The 18,140-nt window shown below is 39.8% G+C and carries 17 protein-coding genes; all 17 read right to left on the bottom strand.

Annotated features, from left to right (window positions below; translation table 11 throughout):
* Positions 1-36: 36 nt before the first annotated feature.
* Entirely contained in the window at positions 37-825 is a 789-nt protein-coding gene (locus tag R2S10_RS12135) for an SDR family oxidoreductase (protein ID WP_316840706.1), read from the bottom strand.
* A 7-nt stretch (positions 826-832) separates the two neighbouring features.
* Positions 833-1,666, bottom strand: coding sequence for an amidohydrolase family protein (locus tag R2S10_RS12140; RefSeq protein ID WP_316840707.1), 834 nt, complete (start codon positions 1,664-1,666; stop codon positions 833-835).
* Positions 1,653-2,510 (bottom strand): fumarylacetoacetate hydrolase family protein, encoded by an 858-nt coding sequence (locus R2S10_RS12145; protein ID WP_316840708.1) that lies wholly within the window; start codon positions 2,508-2,510, stop codon positions 1,653-1,655. Before R2S10_RS12145 ends, R2S10_RS12140 begins: the two co-directional genes overlap by 14 nt.
* Before the next feature lie 205 nt (positions 2,511-2,715).
* Positions 2,716-3,480 carry an SDR family oxidoreductase gene (locus tag R2S10_RS12150; protein WP_316840709.1) on the bottom strand — a complete coding sequence of 255 codons (765 nt, stop codon included), beginning with the start codon at positions 3,478-3,480 and terminating at the stop codon, positions 2,716-2,718.
* Positions 3,481-3,551: 71 nt separating this feature from the next.
* A complete protein-coding gene (locus R2S10_RS12155) occupies positions 3,552-5,210 on the bottom strand; it encodes an altronate dehydratase family protein (RefSeq protein WP_316840711.1) in 1,659 nt (552 codons plus the stop codon).
* Positions 5,211-5,216: 6 nt separating this feature from the next.
* A complete protein-coding gene (locus R2S10_RS12160) occupies positions 5,217-5,549 on the bottom strand; it encodes an L-rhamnose mutarotase (RefSeq protein WP_316840712.1) in 333 nt (110 codons plus the stop codon).
* Positions 5,550-5,553: 4 nt separating this feature from the next.
* Complete coding sequence (gene fucP / locus R2S10_RS12165; protein WP_316840713.1) at positions 5,554-6,816, bottom strand: L-fucose:H+ symporter permease; 1,263 nt, start codon at positions 6,814-6,816, stop codon at positions 5,554-5,556.
* An 85-nt stretch (positions 6,817-6,901) separates the two neighbouring features.
* Positions 6,902-9,073, bottom strand: coding sequence for an alpha-L-fucosidase (locus tag R2S10_RS12170; RefSeq protein WP_316840714.1), 2,172 nt, complete (start codon positions 9,071-9,073; stop codon positions 6,902-6,904).
* Positions 9,074-9,340: 267 nt separating this feature from the next.
* Positions 9,341-10,201, bottom strand: a complete 861-nt coding sequence (gene rfbA / locus R2S10_RS12175; RefSeq protein ID WP_316840715.1) for a glucose-1-phosphate thymidylyltransferase RfbA — start codon at positions 10,199-10,201, stop codon at positions 9,341-9,343.
* Positions 10,202-10,276: 75 nt separating this feature from the next.
* The gene (locus R2S10_RS12180) at positions 10,277-10,849 is read right to left on the bottom strand and encodes a DUF3109 family protein (protein ID WP_316840716.1); all 573 of its coding nucleotides are present in this window, start codon (positions 10,847-10,849) and stop codon (positions 10,277-10,279) included.
* A 5-nt stretch (positions 10,850-10,854) separates the two neighbouring features.
* Positions 10,855-11,631 (bottom strand): DUF3108 domain-containing protein, encoded by a 777-nt coding sequence (locus tag R2S10_RS12185; protein ID WP_316840717.1) that lies wholly within the window; start codon positions 11,629-11,631, stop codon positions 10,855-10,857.
* 30 nt (positions 11,632-11,661) lie between these two features.
* Positions 11,662-12,177: a DUF2480 family protein gene (locus R2S10_RS12190; protein ID WP_316840718.1), complete on the bottom strand. Its 516-nt coding sequence runs from the start codon at positions 12,175-12,177 to the stop codon at positions 11,662-11,664.
* A gap of 62 nt (positions 12,178-12,239) precedes the next feature.
* Positions 12,240-14,336 (bottom strand): peptidylprolyl isomerase, encoded by a 2,097-nt coding sequence (locus R2S10_RS12195; RefSeq protein WP_316840719.1) that lies wholly within the window; start codon positions 14,334-14,336, stop codon positions 12,240-12,242.
* A gap of 128 nt (positions 14,337-14,464) precedes the next feature.
* Positions 14,465-15,037 (bottom strand): hypothetical protein, encoded by a 573-nt coding sequence (locus tag R2S10_RS12200; RefSeq protein WP_316840720.1) that lies wholly within the window; start codon positions 15,035-15,037, stop codon positions 14,465-14,467.
* 7 nt (positions 15,038-15,044) lie between these two features.
* A complete protein-coding gene (locus R2S10_RS12205; RefSeq protein ID WP_316840721.1) occupies positions 15,045-16,355 on the bottom strand; it encodes a hypothetical protein in 1,311 nt (436 codons plus the stop codon).
* Entirely contained in the window at positions 16,318-17,073 is a 756-nt protein-coding gene (locus R2S10_RS12210; RefSeq protein ID WP_316840722.1) for a type III pantothenate kinase, read from the bottom strand. The genes R2S10_RS12205 and R2S10_RS12210 overlap by 38 nt, the downstream gene beginning before the upstream one ends.
* Positions 17,074-17,141: 68 nt before the next feature.
* Positions 17,142-18,122, bottom strand: a complete 981-nt coding sequence (locus R2S10_RS12215) for a DUF6427 family protein (RefSeq protein ID WP_316840723.1) — start codon at positions 18,120-18,122, stop codon at positions 17,142-17,144.
* Positions 18,123-18,140: the final 18 nt, after the last annotated feature.

The following is an 18,140-nucleotide window of genomic DNA, read 5'->3' on the forward strand; positions in this document are numbered from 1 at the left end:
CAGCAAATATTTGAGGAGGAGAAGGATTTTCTTTTTTTAAATTGGGCTAATAGACCGATCTAAATGCACATAACCGCCATCAACATAAACCAGTTGACCCGTTGTATGGCTTGAAGCCCCAGATAACAAGAATACCGTCGTATTCGCAATCTCCTCTGCAGTTGTCATTCTATTTTCAAAAGGAATTTTAGCCTTAATATCTGCCAATTTCTCTTCAGAATTTGGAATAGAATTAATCCATGTTTGATAAAGTGGTGTATAACACTCCGCAACAATCACAGCATTCACCCTGATTCCATAAGGCAATAATTCGACAGCCCATTCCCTGGTTAACGCGTTTCTCCCACCGTTTGAAGCCGCATAAGCAGAAGTACCACCTTGTCCAGTATCCGCCACTTTAGAGCCGATATTAACAATTGCTCCTTTAGATTTTTTCAATGCTGGTAAAGCATGGTGTGCCATTAAGTAATAATGAATGACGTTTTTATGCAAACTTTCTACAAAACTTTCATAGTTTCCACTTTCCAGTCCGACGCCATCATTTACACCTGCATTATTGACTAAACCATCAATTCTACCATATTTCTCCAGCACGAGTTGAATAGCCTTTTCACTGTCTGACGGGTTGGTTAGTTCGGCGACCAACTGAAATACCCTACCCCCGTCAGCAGTAATATCATCTGCAAGCCTTTGATTATCGGCTGCATTTCTTCCTACGATTACAGGTATTGCTCCTTCTTTTGCCAGGACTCTGACGATTGCTTCACCAATACCTTTGGCTCCACCGGTAACGATGACTACCTTATCTTTTAATTGCAAATCCATTGATTGCTTATTTTAGGTTATAAAAGTTTTTTGCATTGTTTCCCCAAAAGTCTTCTTGCGCCTCTTGCGGGAGTTTTTCGATATAGTTTCCTATCAGATTAAGTACCCTTCCGTAATCTGCCGCAAGTAGACAGACTGGCCAATCTGAGCCATACATCAATCGTTTTGGGCCAAAAGCTTCGAAGATTACATCCAGGTAGGGCGTAAAATCCTTCGCTTTCCATTTCTTCCAATCGGCTTCGGTAACCATCCCTGACACCTTACAAGCTACATTTTCATGCTTTGCAAGGTTGATGACATCTTGTTTCCATTCCTCGATCAGGCCTTCTTTAATGTTAGGTTTGGCAAGGTGATCCAGAATAAATTGCTGGTCAGGAAACTTCGAGACCAATTCTTCTGCATATTTCAGCTGATGGGGATATATGAGAATATCATAGGTAAAGCCGTAGCGACTTAGCTTACTAATCCCATTTAAAAATGCCGGTTTCAGCATTAAAGCAGGGTCAGGTTCTCCCTGGAGGATATGCCTGAACCCTTTTAACTTTTCATTCTTACTCAATTTTTCCAATTGAGCATCGATATTTGCTGCCTGAAGATCTACCCAACCAATAACTCCTTTGATAAAAGGATGAGCTTCAGCATGACTCAATTGAAAATCGTTCTCTTGCAAACTTTGATCAGACTGTACCACTATACAACCATCAAAGCCATAATGCTCTAGAATAGACTTAAGATGTTGAGGGAGAAAATCATCGCGAAGCACGTCCATATCGTCGGTGATCCAGCTATCTTTTACCTCATCATAATTCCAAAAATGTTGGTGTGAATCAATTTTTAACATAATCTACCAGCAGCTGTTTTGAAGTACCAAGGCCATCAATACCAAGCTCCACAACATCACCCGCTTTCAAATATACCGGAGGGTTAAAGCCTAAGCCAACACCTGCAGGCGTACCTGTAGAAATCACATCCCCTGGTAGTAGCGTCATAAACTGACTCACATAAGAAATTACAAAAGGGATATTAAAAATAAAGTTAGACGTATTTCCGTCTTGCATTTTCTGACCGTTTACGGTAAGCCATAGGCGAAGATTGTTCACATCAGCAATTTCATCCTGAGTAGCTAAGAATGGGCCTAATGGCGCGAAAGTATCGCAACCTTTTCCTTTATCCCAAGTGCCATTTCTTTCGATTTGGAATTCACGTTCTGAAACATCATTGTGTAATACATAACCAGCTACATAATTCAGTGCATCAGCCTCTTCTACATAAGAAGCTTTCTTACTGATTACTACCGCTAATTCCACTTCCCAATCCGTCTTTACAGAGTTTTTAGGAATGGTAATGTTATCATTAGGACCTGTTAAAGCCGTCGTAGATTTCATAAAAATCACTGGCTCAGGTGGCATTGGTGCATTGGTTTCTTTTGCATGATCTGCATAGTTTAGACCAATGCATACAATTTTCGAAGGACGTGCTACCGGAGATCCCAGACGGGTATCTGCAGGAACAACAGGCAGTTTACCTTCATTTTCTTTTACAAAATCAGCCAGTTTTGTCAGGCCGTCATTTTGAAAAAACTGCTCGTTATAATCTGCTCCAAAAGCAGAAGTATCATACCAAATATCGTTTATAATTACACCGGTCTTTTCCTGATCGGCAACTCCCCATCTGATTAATTTCATTGCTGTTTATCTATATATTTGTGTGTATTCAATTGTAATATTAATTCCTCCCTCTATTTTATAAATATAGGGGACCTGGCCATTTGATTAAGCATATTAAACTGCTTTATTCAAATACTTTCGCGCTTAATTCGCTTATTTTTAACCTTATTATAGTATTTATCAATTGGCAATTTACAGCCCTGACTAAAATACATAGTGCTTTTTAATTATTCAATTTAATGAAACCACCATCAAGTGGATAATCGTTCCCTGTAATAAATCCTGCTTCTTCTGAGCATAAATAAAGGGCCAATGAGGCTACCTCTTCCGGTTTACCCATCCTACCTACCGGCTGACTTTTCGATAACTTTTCAAAAATCTCTGCTTCTTGCCCTGCATAGTTCTTGGCAATAAACCCATCTACGAAAGGTGTATGCACCCTAGCCGGGGAAATACTGTTACAACGTATTCCATCGACCATGTAATCACGCGCTACAGAAAGGGTCATCGCGAAGATGGCACCTTTACTCATAGAATAGGCGAAACGGTCCGTAATCCCTACTACAGCAGCAATAGATGCCATATTTAGAATTACAGCTGAGCTGCTTTTCTTTAATGCAGGGATAGCTGCATATAAACAGTTATAAGCCCCTTTTACATTTACATTGAATACTTTAGTGAAATCTTCTTCAGAAGTCGTGTCTGCTTTTCCGATGTGTGCAATACCGGCGTTATTCACTAAGATATCAATCGCACCGATCTTTTGAAAAACATTGACTACTGCTTCCTGGTTGCTCACATCACAACCATGGGCATCAGCAATACCACCCGCTGCCTCGATTTCGGCTACTGCCTGTACGGCTGCCTCCGCATTTAATTCAATGATGTGTACATTTGCTCCTTGTTTAGCAAAGAGCATGGAAATTGCTTTTCCTATTCCACTGCCTCCACCTGTAATAACTGCTGATTTTCCTTTTAAACTAAACATATGATGATAAAATAATGAAACTCTATTTGTTAATGAATTTCTGTATTACTGTTTTAATAAAAATACTTCCTTTATAATGAAACACCTCGTTTCCAAGGGATAAAGTCGTCCTGATTCAATAATACTGCTTTCGGCGTGATTTCACCACTTGCCGCTTTGATACAATATTCCAGGATTTCAACCCCCATTTCTTCGATTGTTTTTTCTCCGCGGATGATGGCACCCGTATCGATATCGATGATATCACCCATTCTAACAGCTAATGCCGTATTCGTTGCAATTTTAATCACAGGACATACCGGATTCCCGGTTGGCGTACCCAAACCCGTGGTAAACAAAATCAGCGTCGCGCCACTTGCTGCTTTTCCAGTCGTTGCTTCCACATCATTTCCCGGCGTACATACCAGGCTCAATCCGGGTTTAGTAACCGGTTCTGTATAATCTAACACATCAACTACTGGTGAAGTACCCGCTTTTTTAGCTGCTCCTGTACTTTTGATCGCATCGGTGATCAGACCATCTTTAATATTACCTGGGGAAGGATTCATGTGAAAACCAGAACCTACTGCATGTGCCTGGGCATCATACTCTTGCATCAAGCGAATAAACTTATCCGCTGTTGCTTTATCCACACATCTGTCGATAATATTCTGTTCAGCACCACACAATTCCGGGAATTCTGCCAGCAGGACTTTAGCGCCCAGCGCCACCAATAAATCGGAAGTATAACCTACTGAAGGATTTGCGGAAATACCACTAAAACCATCACTACCACCACATTTCACCCCTACACACAGCTCACTTAAAGGGGCAGGACTGCGTTCAATTTTATTAATTTCAGTTAAACCAACAAAGGTTTTCAAAATTGCTTCTTTAATCAATTGCTCCTCACTCTGACTCTGTTGCTGTTCGAAGATCAGGATATTCTTATCGAATGCAGGGTTTCTCTTTTTAACATCATTCAACAGGTCTTGTGTTTGTAAATGCTGGCAACCAAGGCTCAATACTGTAATTCCAGCTACATTCGGATGGTCTGCATAAGCCGCCAACAGATTGCTCAATAATGCTGAATCTTGTCTTGTTCCTCCGCAGCCTCCCTGATGATTCAGGAATTTGATCCCATCTACATTTTTAAACACCCTATTTTTGACAGGTTGTGCAGTAGAAATGTGATCCAACTGAAAAGACTCGAGTGATGCTCCTTCATTAAAAGCAGTAAGTAATTGGTCTGTAAAAGACCTGTATTTATCTGTTACCGCATATCCAAGGGTATTATATAATGATTCTTTAATTACATCCAAATTCCTGTTTTCACAAAAAACGGTGGGAATGAACAACCAATAGTTAGCGGTACCGACTCTTCCGTCTTTACGATGATAACCATTAAAAGTACGATTGGCAAATCTGGACACATCCGGTTTTTGCCATTGGTAGTTGACATCTCTGAAGCTATAGTCCTGAGAAGCATGGTGAATATTATCTGTAGTCATCAACCCACCTTTTAAAATGGGAGTGGTTGCTTTACCTACCAATACGCCATACATTAATACTTCATCACCCACTTTCATGTCCTGGATAAAGAATTTATGTTTTGCGCGGATATCGTCCTGTAAGATAATTTGCGAATTATTCCATTCAATGACCTGTCCTTTTGGTAAATCCTGTAAGGCTACCAGCACATTATCATCGGGATGGATTTGTAAAAAACTGTTGTTATTGTTTGCTGACATCGGCCCTTATAATTGAAATATTTTATCCATCATCATCCATTTCTCTCCTGGTTTAGCGCCTGGTACTGCTTGTTGATATTTCCACATCAGCGTTTCCCATTCTTGCACCTTCTCATTGCTGGCATCCATGGCTGCTTTTTTATCAAAACTAAATTCATCGCTTACCTCCATGATCATAAACAGGCGGTTTCCTACCCTATAGATCTCCATATCCTCGATACCGGATGAAGTGATGCTTTCAATGATTTCCGGCCATACGGCTTTGTGCATTGCTTCGTATTCTGCGATCAATTGATCATCCGCTTTTAAATCCAGCGTTAAATAATACTTTTTACTCATAAAATTAATTTGAACTATCTGATGTAATTGGAACTACCTTATGTCCTTTGATTCCGAAAAGTAATACCACTACAAAACATATTAATGGAACGATATATCCGATTTGAATGTTGTGCGTCAGGTCGGCAATATGACCCATTCCTAATGGAAGGATGGCACCACCAACGATTGACATGATGATTAAACTACTTCCAAATTTCGTGTCTTTTCCAAGGTCTTTGATGCCCAGCGAGAAAATCGATGGAAACATAATTGACATAAAGAATGCAATTCCAATTACGACATAAATAGCAATCATCCCACTCATGGTCATGGCTGCAGCGGATAACAGAATACAAATTGCCGCATAAATCGACAGCAACTTTGGCGGAGCTATAAACTTCATCAGGAATGTTCCAAAGAACCTGCCGATCATAAAAGCCATTCCGACACCAAATCCGGCATATTTTGCGGCCTCCTGCTCGTCAATGCCGGCTGCTTTAGTGGCATATAAAATGAAAAGACTGAATACACATACTTGTGCGCCTACATAGAAAAATTGAGTGACTACCGCCCAGCTCAGGTGCTTATGCGCTAGTGCATGAACGATCCCTGTTTTTCCCCCTTTCTTTTGCTCTGTTTCCTTAATTTCAGGGAGCTTCAGGAAGACAAAGATGATGGCGATGACTAGGATGATACTGCCCAAAATGAAGTATGGCATTTTCACGCTAGATGCTTCAGAAGCCAAGGCAATTTGTCTGGCCGACTCTGTCATTGCATTTAATTCTTCTTCTGTATTCCCTTTGGTCATGATAATTTTAGCACCGATAATCGGGGCTAAAGTGGCTGCCAGACCGTTGAAAGATTGTGCAAAATTTAAACGGAAAGTGGAAGTCTCCTCTGGTCCGAGTAAGGAGGCATAGGGATTTGCAGCTGTTTCCAGGATCGTTAACCCGCATGCAATGATAAAAAGCGCAATCAAAAAGAAAACATAGGATTGCATGTTTGCTGCCGGAATGAATAGAAATGAGCCGATGGCAAATAAGATCAAGCCGAAAATGATACCTGCTTTATATCCATATTTTTTCATTAGGAAACCTGCTGGCAAAGCCATCAGGAAATAGGCAATAAACACTGCTGAATCCACCAAAGAGGCTTGCAAAGTAGAAAGGCTGAAGGATTTCTTTAGATGGGGGATCAAAATCGGATCAAGATTATGAACAAAGCCCCACATAAAAAAGAGGGACGTAATCATGATAAACGGAAACAGGTATTTATTTTTAGTCATTGGTTTAGTTTATTTGGTTACCCAAAGGACGCGAATTCTGTTACATTTTATTTTATGATATTATCATATCATTAAATGATTTTGGCTACTTTCTACTGAATTGCAGGGTAACATTTGACAATTGAAGCGTACTATGTGGAGAAAGTGGTTTATTTAGTTGCCAGCTGAAAGGATAATATTTTCCCTTTTCAAGAGAGATAGCAGGAAGGTCCTTGTAGTATAATTCCTGAGGTTGACGCGTGTCAATTCCAAGGTCTATCTTCTTTTGATAACCATTGTAAAGTTTCAGGAGCAACTGGTTTTTACCTTTTTTTAATGGCAGTAAAATCAGGTCGTTCAACTGGTTTTCTTTGAAAGGGTTGTTGTGTTTGGCCAGTTCTACGCCATTAAGTACCACTACTATCCCATCGGTACTGGTGATACTTGCCAGAAACGGCTGATCTTCTGTTGCATTGATCTCCTGTAACAGGTAAATAGCGCTACTTTTATCTGCTTCCATGGTATGTTTCTCGTTATTTTTCCAATCGGCTTTTTTTGTCCAGGATAATGGTTTCTTATTGCCCCATGACTGTGTCGGTTCTATATTTATTAAGCTTCCAGGGAAGCCTTCAATTCCAGTCCAGGAGTCTTCTGCCAAATAAAACGGTCCCCAGGTTAAGCTACCTGTCTGTTTTATAATTTCGACTTTACCATCTGTGAAAGTTAGCGGTGTGATTTTACCGTTTAGCTCCAGGTCTATTGTCTTTCCTTGTTCTTTTGCAGAATAGTAGATTCTTGGCGTATAAGTTCCGTTTTGTAACGGCTGTAAGGTCCAGGATTCTTTTACTGTGCTTTGGAACCTAGTATTGTAATCCACACCTGAACTGCTGTAACTTTTAAAAGCGTTATGGGAATTTAAGATTGGTCCAACTATATTCGAATTGTGCTGTGGATTTGCAGACATTTCGATCACATTAGCAGGTGGTACACTAAAGCCATTGGCAAATGTGATTGTGATAACTTTGAATTCTTTATCTGGGTTGATGGTCGTTGGAACATTGATTTTAAGCCCTTGGTCACTCTGTGTAAAGCGGATTTTCTGACCCTTCTCCCCTAAAACACCAATACTCTTGATCTTTCCTTTGAGTCCTGGCAGGATGATCTGTCCATTTTCAGGCGGACTCATGATGTGTAAATAAAGCTGATTTGGTCTTGAGGTTAGGCTACCCCATTTGAATGAAACATGGAAAGGGTCTGCATTTGTGCCATAGATAGCTTCTCCGTTTTTATCCAACCATTTTCCAATATTCAGTAAAACATTTTTTTCAAATCCGACTACAGATCCATCGCCTTTTGGGCCGATATTCAACAAGAAGTTACCGCCTCTGCTTACTACACGAATCAGGCTACTTAACTTTTCTTTTGTTTTAACGGCTTCGCTGCCTCTATTCTGCCATGATCTATAGCTCCAGGTATCGTCAAAGAAAGACGCTGGCGACTGCCATGGCACTCCAATCGCGTAATCTGGTTCCTGGTTATCTCCCATCACATTGAAATCTCCCATATCGTTTCCAATACGGCTGCCAATCATGCAATCCGGTTGTAATTTATGTACTAAATCTCTCAGCTCTTTACTTTCTGAAGCATTTTGTGAGCCCATATCGAACCATAATTCTGAGATTGGGCCATAATTGCTCAGCAGTTCAGTAATTTGTCTTTTATTGTATTGTACATGTTCTGGAGTAATATAATCTGAGTTACTACTAGAAATTGGAGATGCTTGCGGGTAGTGCCAGTCTATCAGAGAAAAGTATAGACCGAACCTTAGACCGCCACGCTTACAGGCTTCCGAAAGTTCTTTCACAATGTCCCGTTTGAACGGAGTTGCATCCAGCACATTAAAGTCCGTAGTTGCTGTTTTGAACATACAGAAACCATCATGGTGTTTGGAGGTGATGACAATGGAGCGCATCCCCGCTTTTTTTGCCAGGGAAACTACCGAATCTGCATTCCAATTTTTAGGATTAAACCTTTTAGCAACACCCGCATAAGTATCGCTATAAATCCCTGCATGCGCCTGAATCTGCTCGCTTAAACCTTTACTGATTTCTTTACCTTCCCATACGCCGCCCAATACTGAGTAAATCCCATAATGGATAAACATGCTATATTTCTGGTCTTGCCAGGCTTTTAATGCTTTAGGATCGTGTTGTTGCGAAAAGCTAATGCCATTACATAACAAAAGCAGGAGGAGCAAAATACCGGATTTCTGTTTCATTGTTGTTGGAATTGATATTTGGTTTTATAAAGCTTCGTTGGATAAGGTAAACAAAAGCGCCTAAGTTCAAAGAAAGCAGATTGTTGGCGAGAAAAGTTGCTGTATTTGCCAAAAGATTAAATGATTTTGGCAGCTGCAAAAATGTTACCTACTGACAGATAAAGTTCAACACACCGTCAAAATCACCTCATATAAAAAAACCCGGTGCTTACACCGGGTTTCCTACATTTTATCTTTAATCCAAATCTATTTGATGTCAGGTCGGGATTATTTGATCATTTTTAGCAAATAAGCACCATAACCACTTTTCACCAATGGCGTAGCGATTTTGCGCAACTGTTCTTTATCGATAAAGCCCATACGATAGGCTACTTCTTCAATACATCCGATTTTCAATCCCTGACGTTCTTCGATCACCTGAACAAACTGTCCGGCTTGCATTAATGAGGCAAAAGTTCCGGTGTCTAACCATGCAGTACCTCTACTCAACACGCCAACTTTCAGCTTATTTTGCTCAAGGTAAACCTTGTTTACATCAGTAATTTCGTATTCACCACGAGGGGAAGGTTTAATATTTTTAGCAATTTCCACCACGCTATTGTCATAGAAATAAAGACCAGGAACAGCGTAATCAGATTTAGGTATTTCCGGTTTCTCTTCTATGGAAATCGCACGATTTTTCTCATCAAATTCCACCACACCATAGCGTTCTGGATCAGAAACACGGTAAGCAAACACCACGCCACCATCAGGATCTGCACTTGCCTGCAACAGATTTGACATTCCATCTCCGTAGAAGATATTATCGCCCAATACCAATGCTACTTTATCATTTCCAATAAAATCAGCGCCGATAACAAAAGCCTGTGCCAAACCATTAGGAACAGCCTGTTCTGCATATGAAAACTCACAGCCCAGCTCTTTTCCATCACCCAATAACTTTTTAAAGTTTGGCAAATCATGTGGGGTTGAAATGATCAGAATCTCTTTGATCCCTGCGAGCATTAAAGTCGACAATGGATAATAGATCATCGGTTTATCATAAACCGGCATCATTTGCTTACTCATTACCAGAGTTAGAGGGTGCAGTCTTGTTCCGCTTCCTCCTGCTAAAATTATTCCTTTCACTTCAGTTTTTGTTTTATTTTATAGGTTTAGGTTACTTATTCAGCACAAATTTACCTTTCTGGGACTACCCTAAAATTAGCCTTCGCGATTTAAAGCGACACTATTTTCAAGTTCAGTATACCATTCTGCGCCATACTTTCTAATGAGTGGTCCTTTCAGGAACTGGTATACCGGTACTTTTAATTCTCGTCCAAAAGAACAAGCATCGTGGCAAATGTGCCATCTATCATAATTCAACACTTCAAATTCCGGGTATTGTGTCACGCGGATTGGATATAAATGGCAGGAAATTGGCTTTTGCCATTCTACGATACCCAGCTCATACCCTTTTTCTATACCGCATTTGGTGATTCCGTTTTCGAAAGTAACATAGGCACATTCTTTATTCCCATCCACGCAAGGAGTGGTAAGGTCACCATCAGCATCTACTACTGAGGTTCCTTGTTCTTCGATGGCTTTAATCCCTTTTTCTTCCAGCAGATGTTTAATCTTCGGATAAATATCCTTCAGAATTGCGGTTTCCGCGACATCTAAAGGGGCACCTGCATCACCTTCCACACAGCAAATGCCTTTACACTTGTTTAAGTTGCAGACAAAGCTTTCGCTGATCAGGTCCTCGTGAACGAGTGTATTTTGTACTTCTATCATTTTATTTATTTTACGATCGCCAAAGGATACTTTAATCCTTCCACTGATTTAATTTCCATTGTCACTGCGCCCACTATAATCTCCACCTGAGCCTTTACAGGCACCCTGTTTCCATCATCTGTGATCCACAGGTATAATCTACTATCTTTTCTAAAAACCCGCCCAGGCTTAATAGAAGGGCTAAATTTCAAACATCTGATCTTGCCCATTTTCGTTTTAACGACTTCTCGACCGATAAATTCAATTTGAAGCTGATTAATTTCATCGCCTAAAAAGTAGTTCAACTTCACTTCATCTCCTATATTCAACTTGCTGATGTCCAGGCTCCGCGCAAAATAATAGGCAGATACCAGGTCGAACGTCTGTTTATCGGGTGTTTTAAAAGTTCCTTTTGTGGCCACAACCTTCTGTTCACCTTGATAAAATCTGGCTTTATCCTCTCTTCGGTAGCCACCTTCGCGGATTTTCTCCTGATAGAAATAAGGCTTTAAGTTTACCCTATCGATATAGGAATCATAATGGTCTCTTACTTTATAAAAAATATCGAAGGAACCAGAGGTTTCTCCATCTACCGACAAGCGGTAAGTTGGTTTACCATCAAATTTAAGGTCAGAATCTAACACTTTTATGGTGCCTTCAGCAGCGGTAATAAAACCATACCTTAATCTATATTTCAACACTTCCCCAACCTGAAAAACAGGTTCTTTAACAAAAGGAAGCTCTTGAGCCATGCCCCTGAAACTTAATAATGCAATAGTGATGATCAATAATGATTTCTTCATATCAGGGTTTAAACAAAAAACACTCCAAACTTAATCCTTTCGCTTGTAAATCGGCACAGTAGAACAAGGTTCCCCATACATAATACTCTTTACCACTGGTGTTAGCAGGCTGGTAATCTCCACATAAGCAGAAATAGGCACATCGATATCTGCGCAACCTTTGATCACCACGCGTTCTCCTGCGAAGGCATTCAAGTCTATTTTGGCCAGGGCTTTGGTAAACAATACAGACTCCAAGGTTTCCAGGCTTCCAAATACCACTTCATTGGCATAAGGTTTTAATTTATTGGCCAGCAACATATAAGCCCAGGTAGGTACTATAGCATCAGCACTGCAGATCACTGCGATATTTTTCCCGGTATAACTGGCCCAGTCGTGGGTTTTAATAAACTCTCTAAAGTCTTTCTCCCTCAACATGAGACCATGAAAAAGATTGTCTTTGATATCATAAACCACCCTTTCGCCAGAATGGTAATATTCTTCCAGGTTGAAGGTGATCAAGCCACTTGCAGCTACTTTGTTAACGAAGTTTTCTTGAATATCCATGCTTATAAAATAAAAAAACCGGAAGCAAAATACTTCCGGTTACAAAATTACGTAAAATAAGATTAATAGAATTTCACTCTATTGTCTTTTATCTTGGCTTTATCCTGTAATGCCTGGAAAGCTGAACCTAGAGAACGTTGAGCCATTGCCTGCATCATTGCTTCTTTTTGTTTGTAGGTATTCGCCAGAGGCGCTGGATTGATGAAATTATCTACTGAGAATACATAAACGCCACGCTCGCCATCTACTGGCTTAGAAACTTTACCTGGTTGAGAACCGAATACGGAACCTACCAATTTATTTTCCTGAGCAGCACCTGGAATGATTGGGTTAGCGAACACGATATTCTGAACCGGGTTAACCGCTTTTCCTAATTTCTGTGCTACCTGATCAATATTTCCTGCACCTTGTAGCGCTGCAGTTGCTTTTTCAAGCAGTTGTTTTGCTTTTACAGCATTCATTACCAATGGTTCGATTTCTTTTTTAACCGCTTCTAATGGTAAAGTACCTTTTGGATTCACACCAGTTACACGGGCAATTACAAAAGCATTATCCATTTGGTAGATTTCTTTCAGGATATCACCTTTATCAGCAGCATACGCATCGCGGATCAACTGACGAGGGTTATCTAAACCTGGAGCGAAACCTTGAGAAGCAGTCACTTTATCAGCTACACCAACAGTGTAACCTTTTTTCTGTGCCAGTTCGCTAAAGTTATTGTCTTTCACTTCAGCAAGGAAGCTGCTTGCTTTTTTGTAAGCTGCATCTTTAGTTTTATTACTTGGAGCTAGGTTTTTCTCGATATAAGCCAATTTAGCTACTTTCGAATTCCCTACTTGTTTCTCTACTTTAATCAAGTGAACGCCGAACTGAGAAGTTACTACTTTAAGATCGCCTGGTTTACCATTGAAGGCAGCGTTCTCAAATTCAGGAACCATTTGTCCGCGGCTGAAAGTACCAAGGTCACCACCTTTATCTTTCGAACCATCTACACTGTATTGTTTTGCCAATGTTGCGAAGTTCGCACCACCTTGAACCAATCCTTTTAATGAGTCTGCTAATTTGATGGCTTTATCCACACCACCTAATTTAGCTGGGTCGATTAAGATATGGCTTGCTTTTACTGAATCTGGAGAGAAACGAGTATCAACAACTTTCACCAATTTGTAAGAATTTCCAGAGAATATAGGGCCATAATAGCTACCTGCAGGAAGGTTAAAAACTACAGAGTCAACTGCAGGATCCAATTTACCTTTAGTCATGTAAGTATATGGAACTTTCACATCTGAATTTAAAGCTGCGAATAAAGAATCATTTACAGCAGTTTTGAAGCCTGCCGCCAATTTCTCTACTTGAGTTCTTACCGCAACAGAATCATCTTTTGTTGGGTTAACGCTGAAAGTAACATATTCGAATGAACGTGTTTCTACAGGGCTTTCAAAGCGTGCTTTATTGGCATTGTAATAATCAGAGTAATCTGATTCTGTCAATTTCACACTTGCATCAGGAATACCAGCATAATCAAGGGCTACATATTTAAAGTTAGCCAATTTATTACGGTTGATGTATTCATCATTTGCTTCCAGAGTGGTTACATATACTGAATTACGAACCAAGTTCGAATATTTTTGTTGTAAAGCTTGTTTTTCGATCTCTGCTTGCAACATATCCCATTGTTGTTTCAACTGAGGATTTTTTGCTTGTTGCTTTAGGGAGCTAATTACTTCAGCACGGTTTACCTGACCTGTTTGTGGGTTACCGAAATACTGAACAATTAGTGGGCTTGGGTTTTTACCTTGCAATAAATCATATAATTCATCACCAGAGATTGTCAAACCAAGACGACTGTATTCTTTTCCTAAAAGAACCGTTGCAATTTCACCGTTCCAAACGTTGTCTACTGCCATTGCCTGCATTTGGGCATTGCCTGAGCCACCATATTGTTGTTTAAACTGCGCTAAACTCTGGTCTACTTTAGGACCAAAAGTATCAATGCTAATATCTTCACCGTCAATCGATCCGACAACCTTTTGAGATTCTGCCCAGAAAGGCTTACCTACGTTAACTGCATCACCAACTAAAAATGCAACAATTGCAAAACCGATGGCACCGATCAAAATGTACCCTGCGCGATTCCGCAAAAATGTCATTAAACCCATAATATCCTTATTTATAAATCTTTTTTAAGAGGTCGCAAGATACAACTTTTGCTAAAAAAAGAAAATATAAAATTGTTTTTGATTAAGTATTTAAAAATTAAGGAAATATGGGCTTTTAAAAGGGCTGATTATTCGCCGAATTTTTTGTCTACATAAGTCTCACCGAAGCCTTGTTCGAAGTTAAAAACGCTAAAATCCTGCGTAGCGCTAAAATTTACAGCATGGATCACTGTACCGTCAGGTTTGGTGATGACACCGGATGGTGAGAAAAACATATGTTTGTTTTGATCCCAAGTCAGTTCTTCGGTATTAAAAGTCAGTTGTTCGTCTACAACGATGACATTACGTTTAAAGATGATGATTTTCTCTACGTCTTTGGAGATGGCATAATCGGAAGTAATCGAGCCTTTGACCTTCAGGCTATCATTAAGAAAATTGATCTTTACCCCTTTTGGCATCTCCTGATAAGTCGCGCCATTCTTAGGGGTAATTTTATCCATGATGGGGGCTGTTCCTTTTGCTTTCACAACGGAAGAGTCACTGTAAATAATTTCTACACCAATGGTACGGTCCCGGTTGAGTACCAGGTCCGTTTTAGAAAGGGGGGCGGCTTTTTTCAAGTCGTCTTCCCCGCAAGAACTCAAGCAAAGCTGGAATAAGCAAAGTACAGCTAAACCAGAGGGAATGCTTAAGGACTTCATCGTCTGCTTAATAAAGCTTGTTTTTAATAAACCAGGTATCATTAAGTGTAAATCCAATATGGAAGTTGATGTAATTTTCTTTGACCAATCCATTCGACAATGATCCTCTTTGACCGATTTCAGTCGTGAAGTTCATTTTATAAATAGAATATCTGCTGGAAGCTAAAGGCAGTCCTAAACCGAAAGTAACGGCTTGTTGTTTGATATCCTGGCCAGCTTTCTGAATATATGTCTTATCGTAGGTATAACCTATACGGTAATCTACACGTTTAAAGTAGTTATTGATAGAAGTGATATCAGGTGTATATTGACCACCTGCAGAAACACCCCAGCTATCCTGTAAACCTTGGTTTACACCAGAAATTGTTAATTTTTTCCATCCACCCATTCTATAATCCGCACCAAACATCCATTTATTATCCTTTTGGATCGTAAAACCGAAGTTATGCGTTAAGGGAAGTTTCATGCTGGTTTTTGCGCCATCAATAATGGTGGTTGTATCTGCAATACCACTATCATCCCCTTCAGAAGTTCTGATAAATTGTGAGGCCAGATAAGTTTTGGTGGAGTTAATATTAGAGGATGCAGATCCTGAATACCCTAGAGTAATTCTCTTTTTACTACCCAATTTAATTTCATATTGCGCACCGTAAGAGAAACTTACACCGCCTACACTATTTTTATCTTGTATTCTGCTATAGATTGCATTCAGTCTTTGTAATTCGAAAGAGCTGGTATTTTCTATTTCACCAAAGATATACTCTACGTTAGCACCTATTCTAAAGTTATCACCGATTGCCTGGCCGATTCCTAAGTAAGCTTTAGATAAACCTCCCTGACCTGTAAATCTGGTAATTGCATTACTGGTATCCACTCTACCCTGAGTTTGATAATCGTAACCTACCTGAGTAAAAGGCATCAAACCAAAGCTTAATCCTGTCTTTCCTTGTTTAATAGGGAATGCAAATGCGATGTGGCTTAAAGATCCGTTAAAACTTTTCTCTGAAAGACTTCCCTGGCTCAAAGTATTGAATGTGCCTGAAATACCAATATCAGCAGTGGTCATGCTAATTCCAGGGTACGAAGCAGGATTTTGCATATTGATGTTGCTATAACCATTCGGTTTATAAACACCGGCAGAAATTCCACCCATTGCCCTTAATTGAGGAAGCACCAATTGTTTCACATTTCCAAGGCCATATCTTGAATATGGAGATTGAGATGTAATCTGTGCCTGGGCAGTTATGCCGGTAAACAATACCAATACCGCTGCTATATAATTAACTTTTTTGTACATATTCGAAAGCAATGACTTCATTTAATCCTTTTATAACCAGATACGGATCATGAATAATTTGAGGCGCAAAGATGCTGTTTTTTAATTGTTTCAGCAAAAATGCAGCATTACCTCCTGTTATCAGTACCGTAAGGTCTATATTTTTATTATTTTGTTGAGCGATAAAGCCCTCCACTTCATTAATTACGCCTTGTAAAACACCATTCTGAATGGCGGTAGTTGTGTTGGTACCATCCGGTATTGTTCCTTCTTCCCGATCCCAATCTACCAGTGGCAATCGCCCGGTGTAATGGTTTAATGCTTTAAAACGCATCTCTATTCCTAAACTTATGCTTCCTCCAAAATACTCACTCTGGGCGTTCAGCAGGTCGTAGGTAATACAGGTTCCTGCGTCTATTATGAAACAGCTTTTCCCTTGATGGTAGTGATTCGCGGCAATGATTTTTGCCCATCGATCCAGTCCCAGGGTGGCTAATGTTTGATAATAATTTTTTATCCCTGTGTTGACACCAGTAGAGAAGGGGATATAAACCGTATTGTTTTTCAATACATTTATGACCTCTTCTAATTCGGGTCCTACACTCGATATCGTGGAGCAGGTGATCTGGTATTGTTGAATCAAATCGAGCAATATCTCCGGAGCAAGTTGTTTAAATGCTTGAGTATGAACAATCGTTCTGTCATCAAAAACAGCAACCTTACTGTTAGTATTACCGATATCTATAACAAGATTATGCATCTCCAGCCCTCATGGCACAAAGCTATTAATCTTTAGCAAGTTTCAAGGATGCAAATTGTTAAAAAAAGTTAAACAAACAAAAAGTACTGGATTGCAAAAACCAAAATCAGGAATAAGCTCTCATAAAACCAGCGTTTTTTTGCGTTAGAAAAATAATAAGCGAGCAAAACCGAGCCTGGGGGCACACAAAGCAGGAAATGGTAAAGCCTGAAATCTGGCTTCATATAAAAGCTGAGGATGGCTACTACAAACATGATGAACAGCATCTGAAAGGCTTTTCTGGTGCTGATAAAGCTCCTGAAGAAATTCTCTCGCAGCTGAATAATCGCCAAAACCATCATTACTAATACCGGAACCAGTACCAGGTAATCGTTGTAATTGATTTTGAATACAGAAGGGAATTTATTGCCTAGTGGCAGCCAGATTTTATAGAACATGGAGAGGCTATCGTTCCAGTAATAGAACACCCAGACAAAGAAAAATATGGTTAAAAAGCCTACCAGACCAGCAATCCACTCTTTACCGTTAAAGGAACGATAGAGCAGCAGCGTAAACCAGATCATGGCCAGCATTACAATAAAAGGGAAATAAATCAGGGTACCGATAGCGATGAGCATCCCAATGTCAAACATGATCATCAGGGCATTTGGAGATTTACCTACTTTCAGCAGTTTATCCATGATCCAGATCAGCAGGAAATTACAGATCAGCGTTGGACTCAGTACCAGAAAGGGCATAAATAAGCCCGCGGCAGTCACATAAAGCAATGCTGGTAAAAAATTCGGTTTATTCAGCAAACCATGATTATTCACTACCCGATTGAACAAGATCGCCTGGATATAGATGATAATCGCTGCAAAAAATGCATTACCTATTGGTGAAAAAGTGTTCTGAACCGGAATCTGAATAAAAAACTTGGTATAGGGTTCCAGGAATTCAAAATTCAGGTGTTCTGGCGGGTCTGCAAAAATCGCCATGCGCATAAAAAAAGTATATGCGAATAACAGGAGCAGGTTTATAGGGTTTAAATTTCTAAATTGATTGATCATGCCTGTATATTAAGGCAA

The sequence above is a fragment of the Pedobacter gandavensis genome, from assembly GCF_032678745.1.
GTDB classification, from domain to species: domain Bacteria; phylum Bacteroidota; class Bacteroidia; order Sphingobacteriales; family Sphingobacteriaceae; genus Pedobacter; species Pedobacter gandavensis_C.

Coding starts and splice junctions, on each gene's coding strand:
- R2S10_RS12205 (WP_316840721.1), bottom strand. CDS start 16,355: ATGAAGTCATTGCTTTCGAATATGTACAAAAAAGTTAATTATATAGCA.
- R2S10_RS12190 (WP_316840718.1), bottom strand. CDS start 12,177: ATGGATATTCAAGAAAACTTCGTTAACAAAGTAGCTGCAAGTGGCTTG.
- fucP (WP_316840713.1), bottom strand. CDS start 6,816: ATGACTAAAAATAAATACCTGTTTCCGTTTATCATGATTACGTCCCTC.
- R2S10_RS12180 (WP_316840716.1), bottom strand. CDS start 10,849: ATGATAGAAGTACAAAATACACTCGTTCACGAGGACCTGATCAGCGAA.
- R2S10_RS12215 (WP_316840723.1), bottom strand. CDS start 18,122: ATGATCAATCAATTTAGAAATTTAAACCCTATAAACCTGCTCCTGTTA.
- R2S10_RS12185 (WP_316840717.1), bottom strand. CDS start 11,631: ATGAAGAAATCATTATTGATCATCACTATTGCATTATTAAGTTTCAGG.
- R2S10_RS12200 (WP_316840720.1), bottom strand. CDS start 15,037: ATGAAGTCCTTAAGCATTCCCTCTGGTTTAGCTGTACTTTGCTTATTC.
- R2S10_RS12145 (WP_316840708.1), bottom strand. CDS start 2,510: ATGAAATTAATCAGATGGGGAGTTGCCGATCAGGAAAAGACCGGTGTA.
- R2S10_RS12160 (WP_316840712.1), bottom strand. CDS start 5,549: ATGAGTAAAAAGTATTATTTAACGCTGGATTTAAAAGCGGATGATCAA.
- R2S10_RS12135 (WP_316840706.1), bottom strand. CDS start 825: ATGGATTTGCAATTAAAAGATAAGGTAGTCATCGTTACCGGTGGAGCC.
- R2S10_RS12210 (WP_316840722.1), bottom strand. CDS start 17,073: ATGCATAATCTTGTTATAGATATCGGTAATACTAACAGTAAGGTTGCT.
- R2S10_RS12155 (WP_316840711.1), bottom strand. CDS start 5,210: ATGTCAGCAAACAATAACAACAGTTTTTTACAAATCCATCCCGATGAT.
- R2S10_RS12140 (WP_316840707.1), bottom strand. CDS start 1,666: ATGTTAAAAATTGATTCACACCAACATTTTTGGAATTATGATGAGGTA.
- R2S10_RS12150 (WP_316840709.1), bottom strand. CDS start 3,480: ATGTTTAGTTTAAAAGGAAAATCAGCAGTTATTACAGGTGGAGGCAGT.
- R2S10_RS12195 (WP_316840719.1), bottom strand. CDS start 14,336: ATGGGTTTAATGACATTTTTGCGGAATCGCGCAGGGTACATTTTGATC.
- R2S10_RS12170 (WP_316840714.1), bottom strand. CDS start 9,073: ATGAAACAGAAATCCGGTATTTTGCTCCTCCTGCTTTTGTTATGTAAT.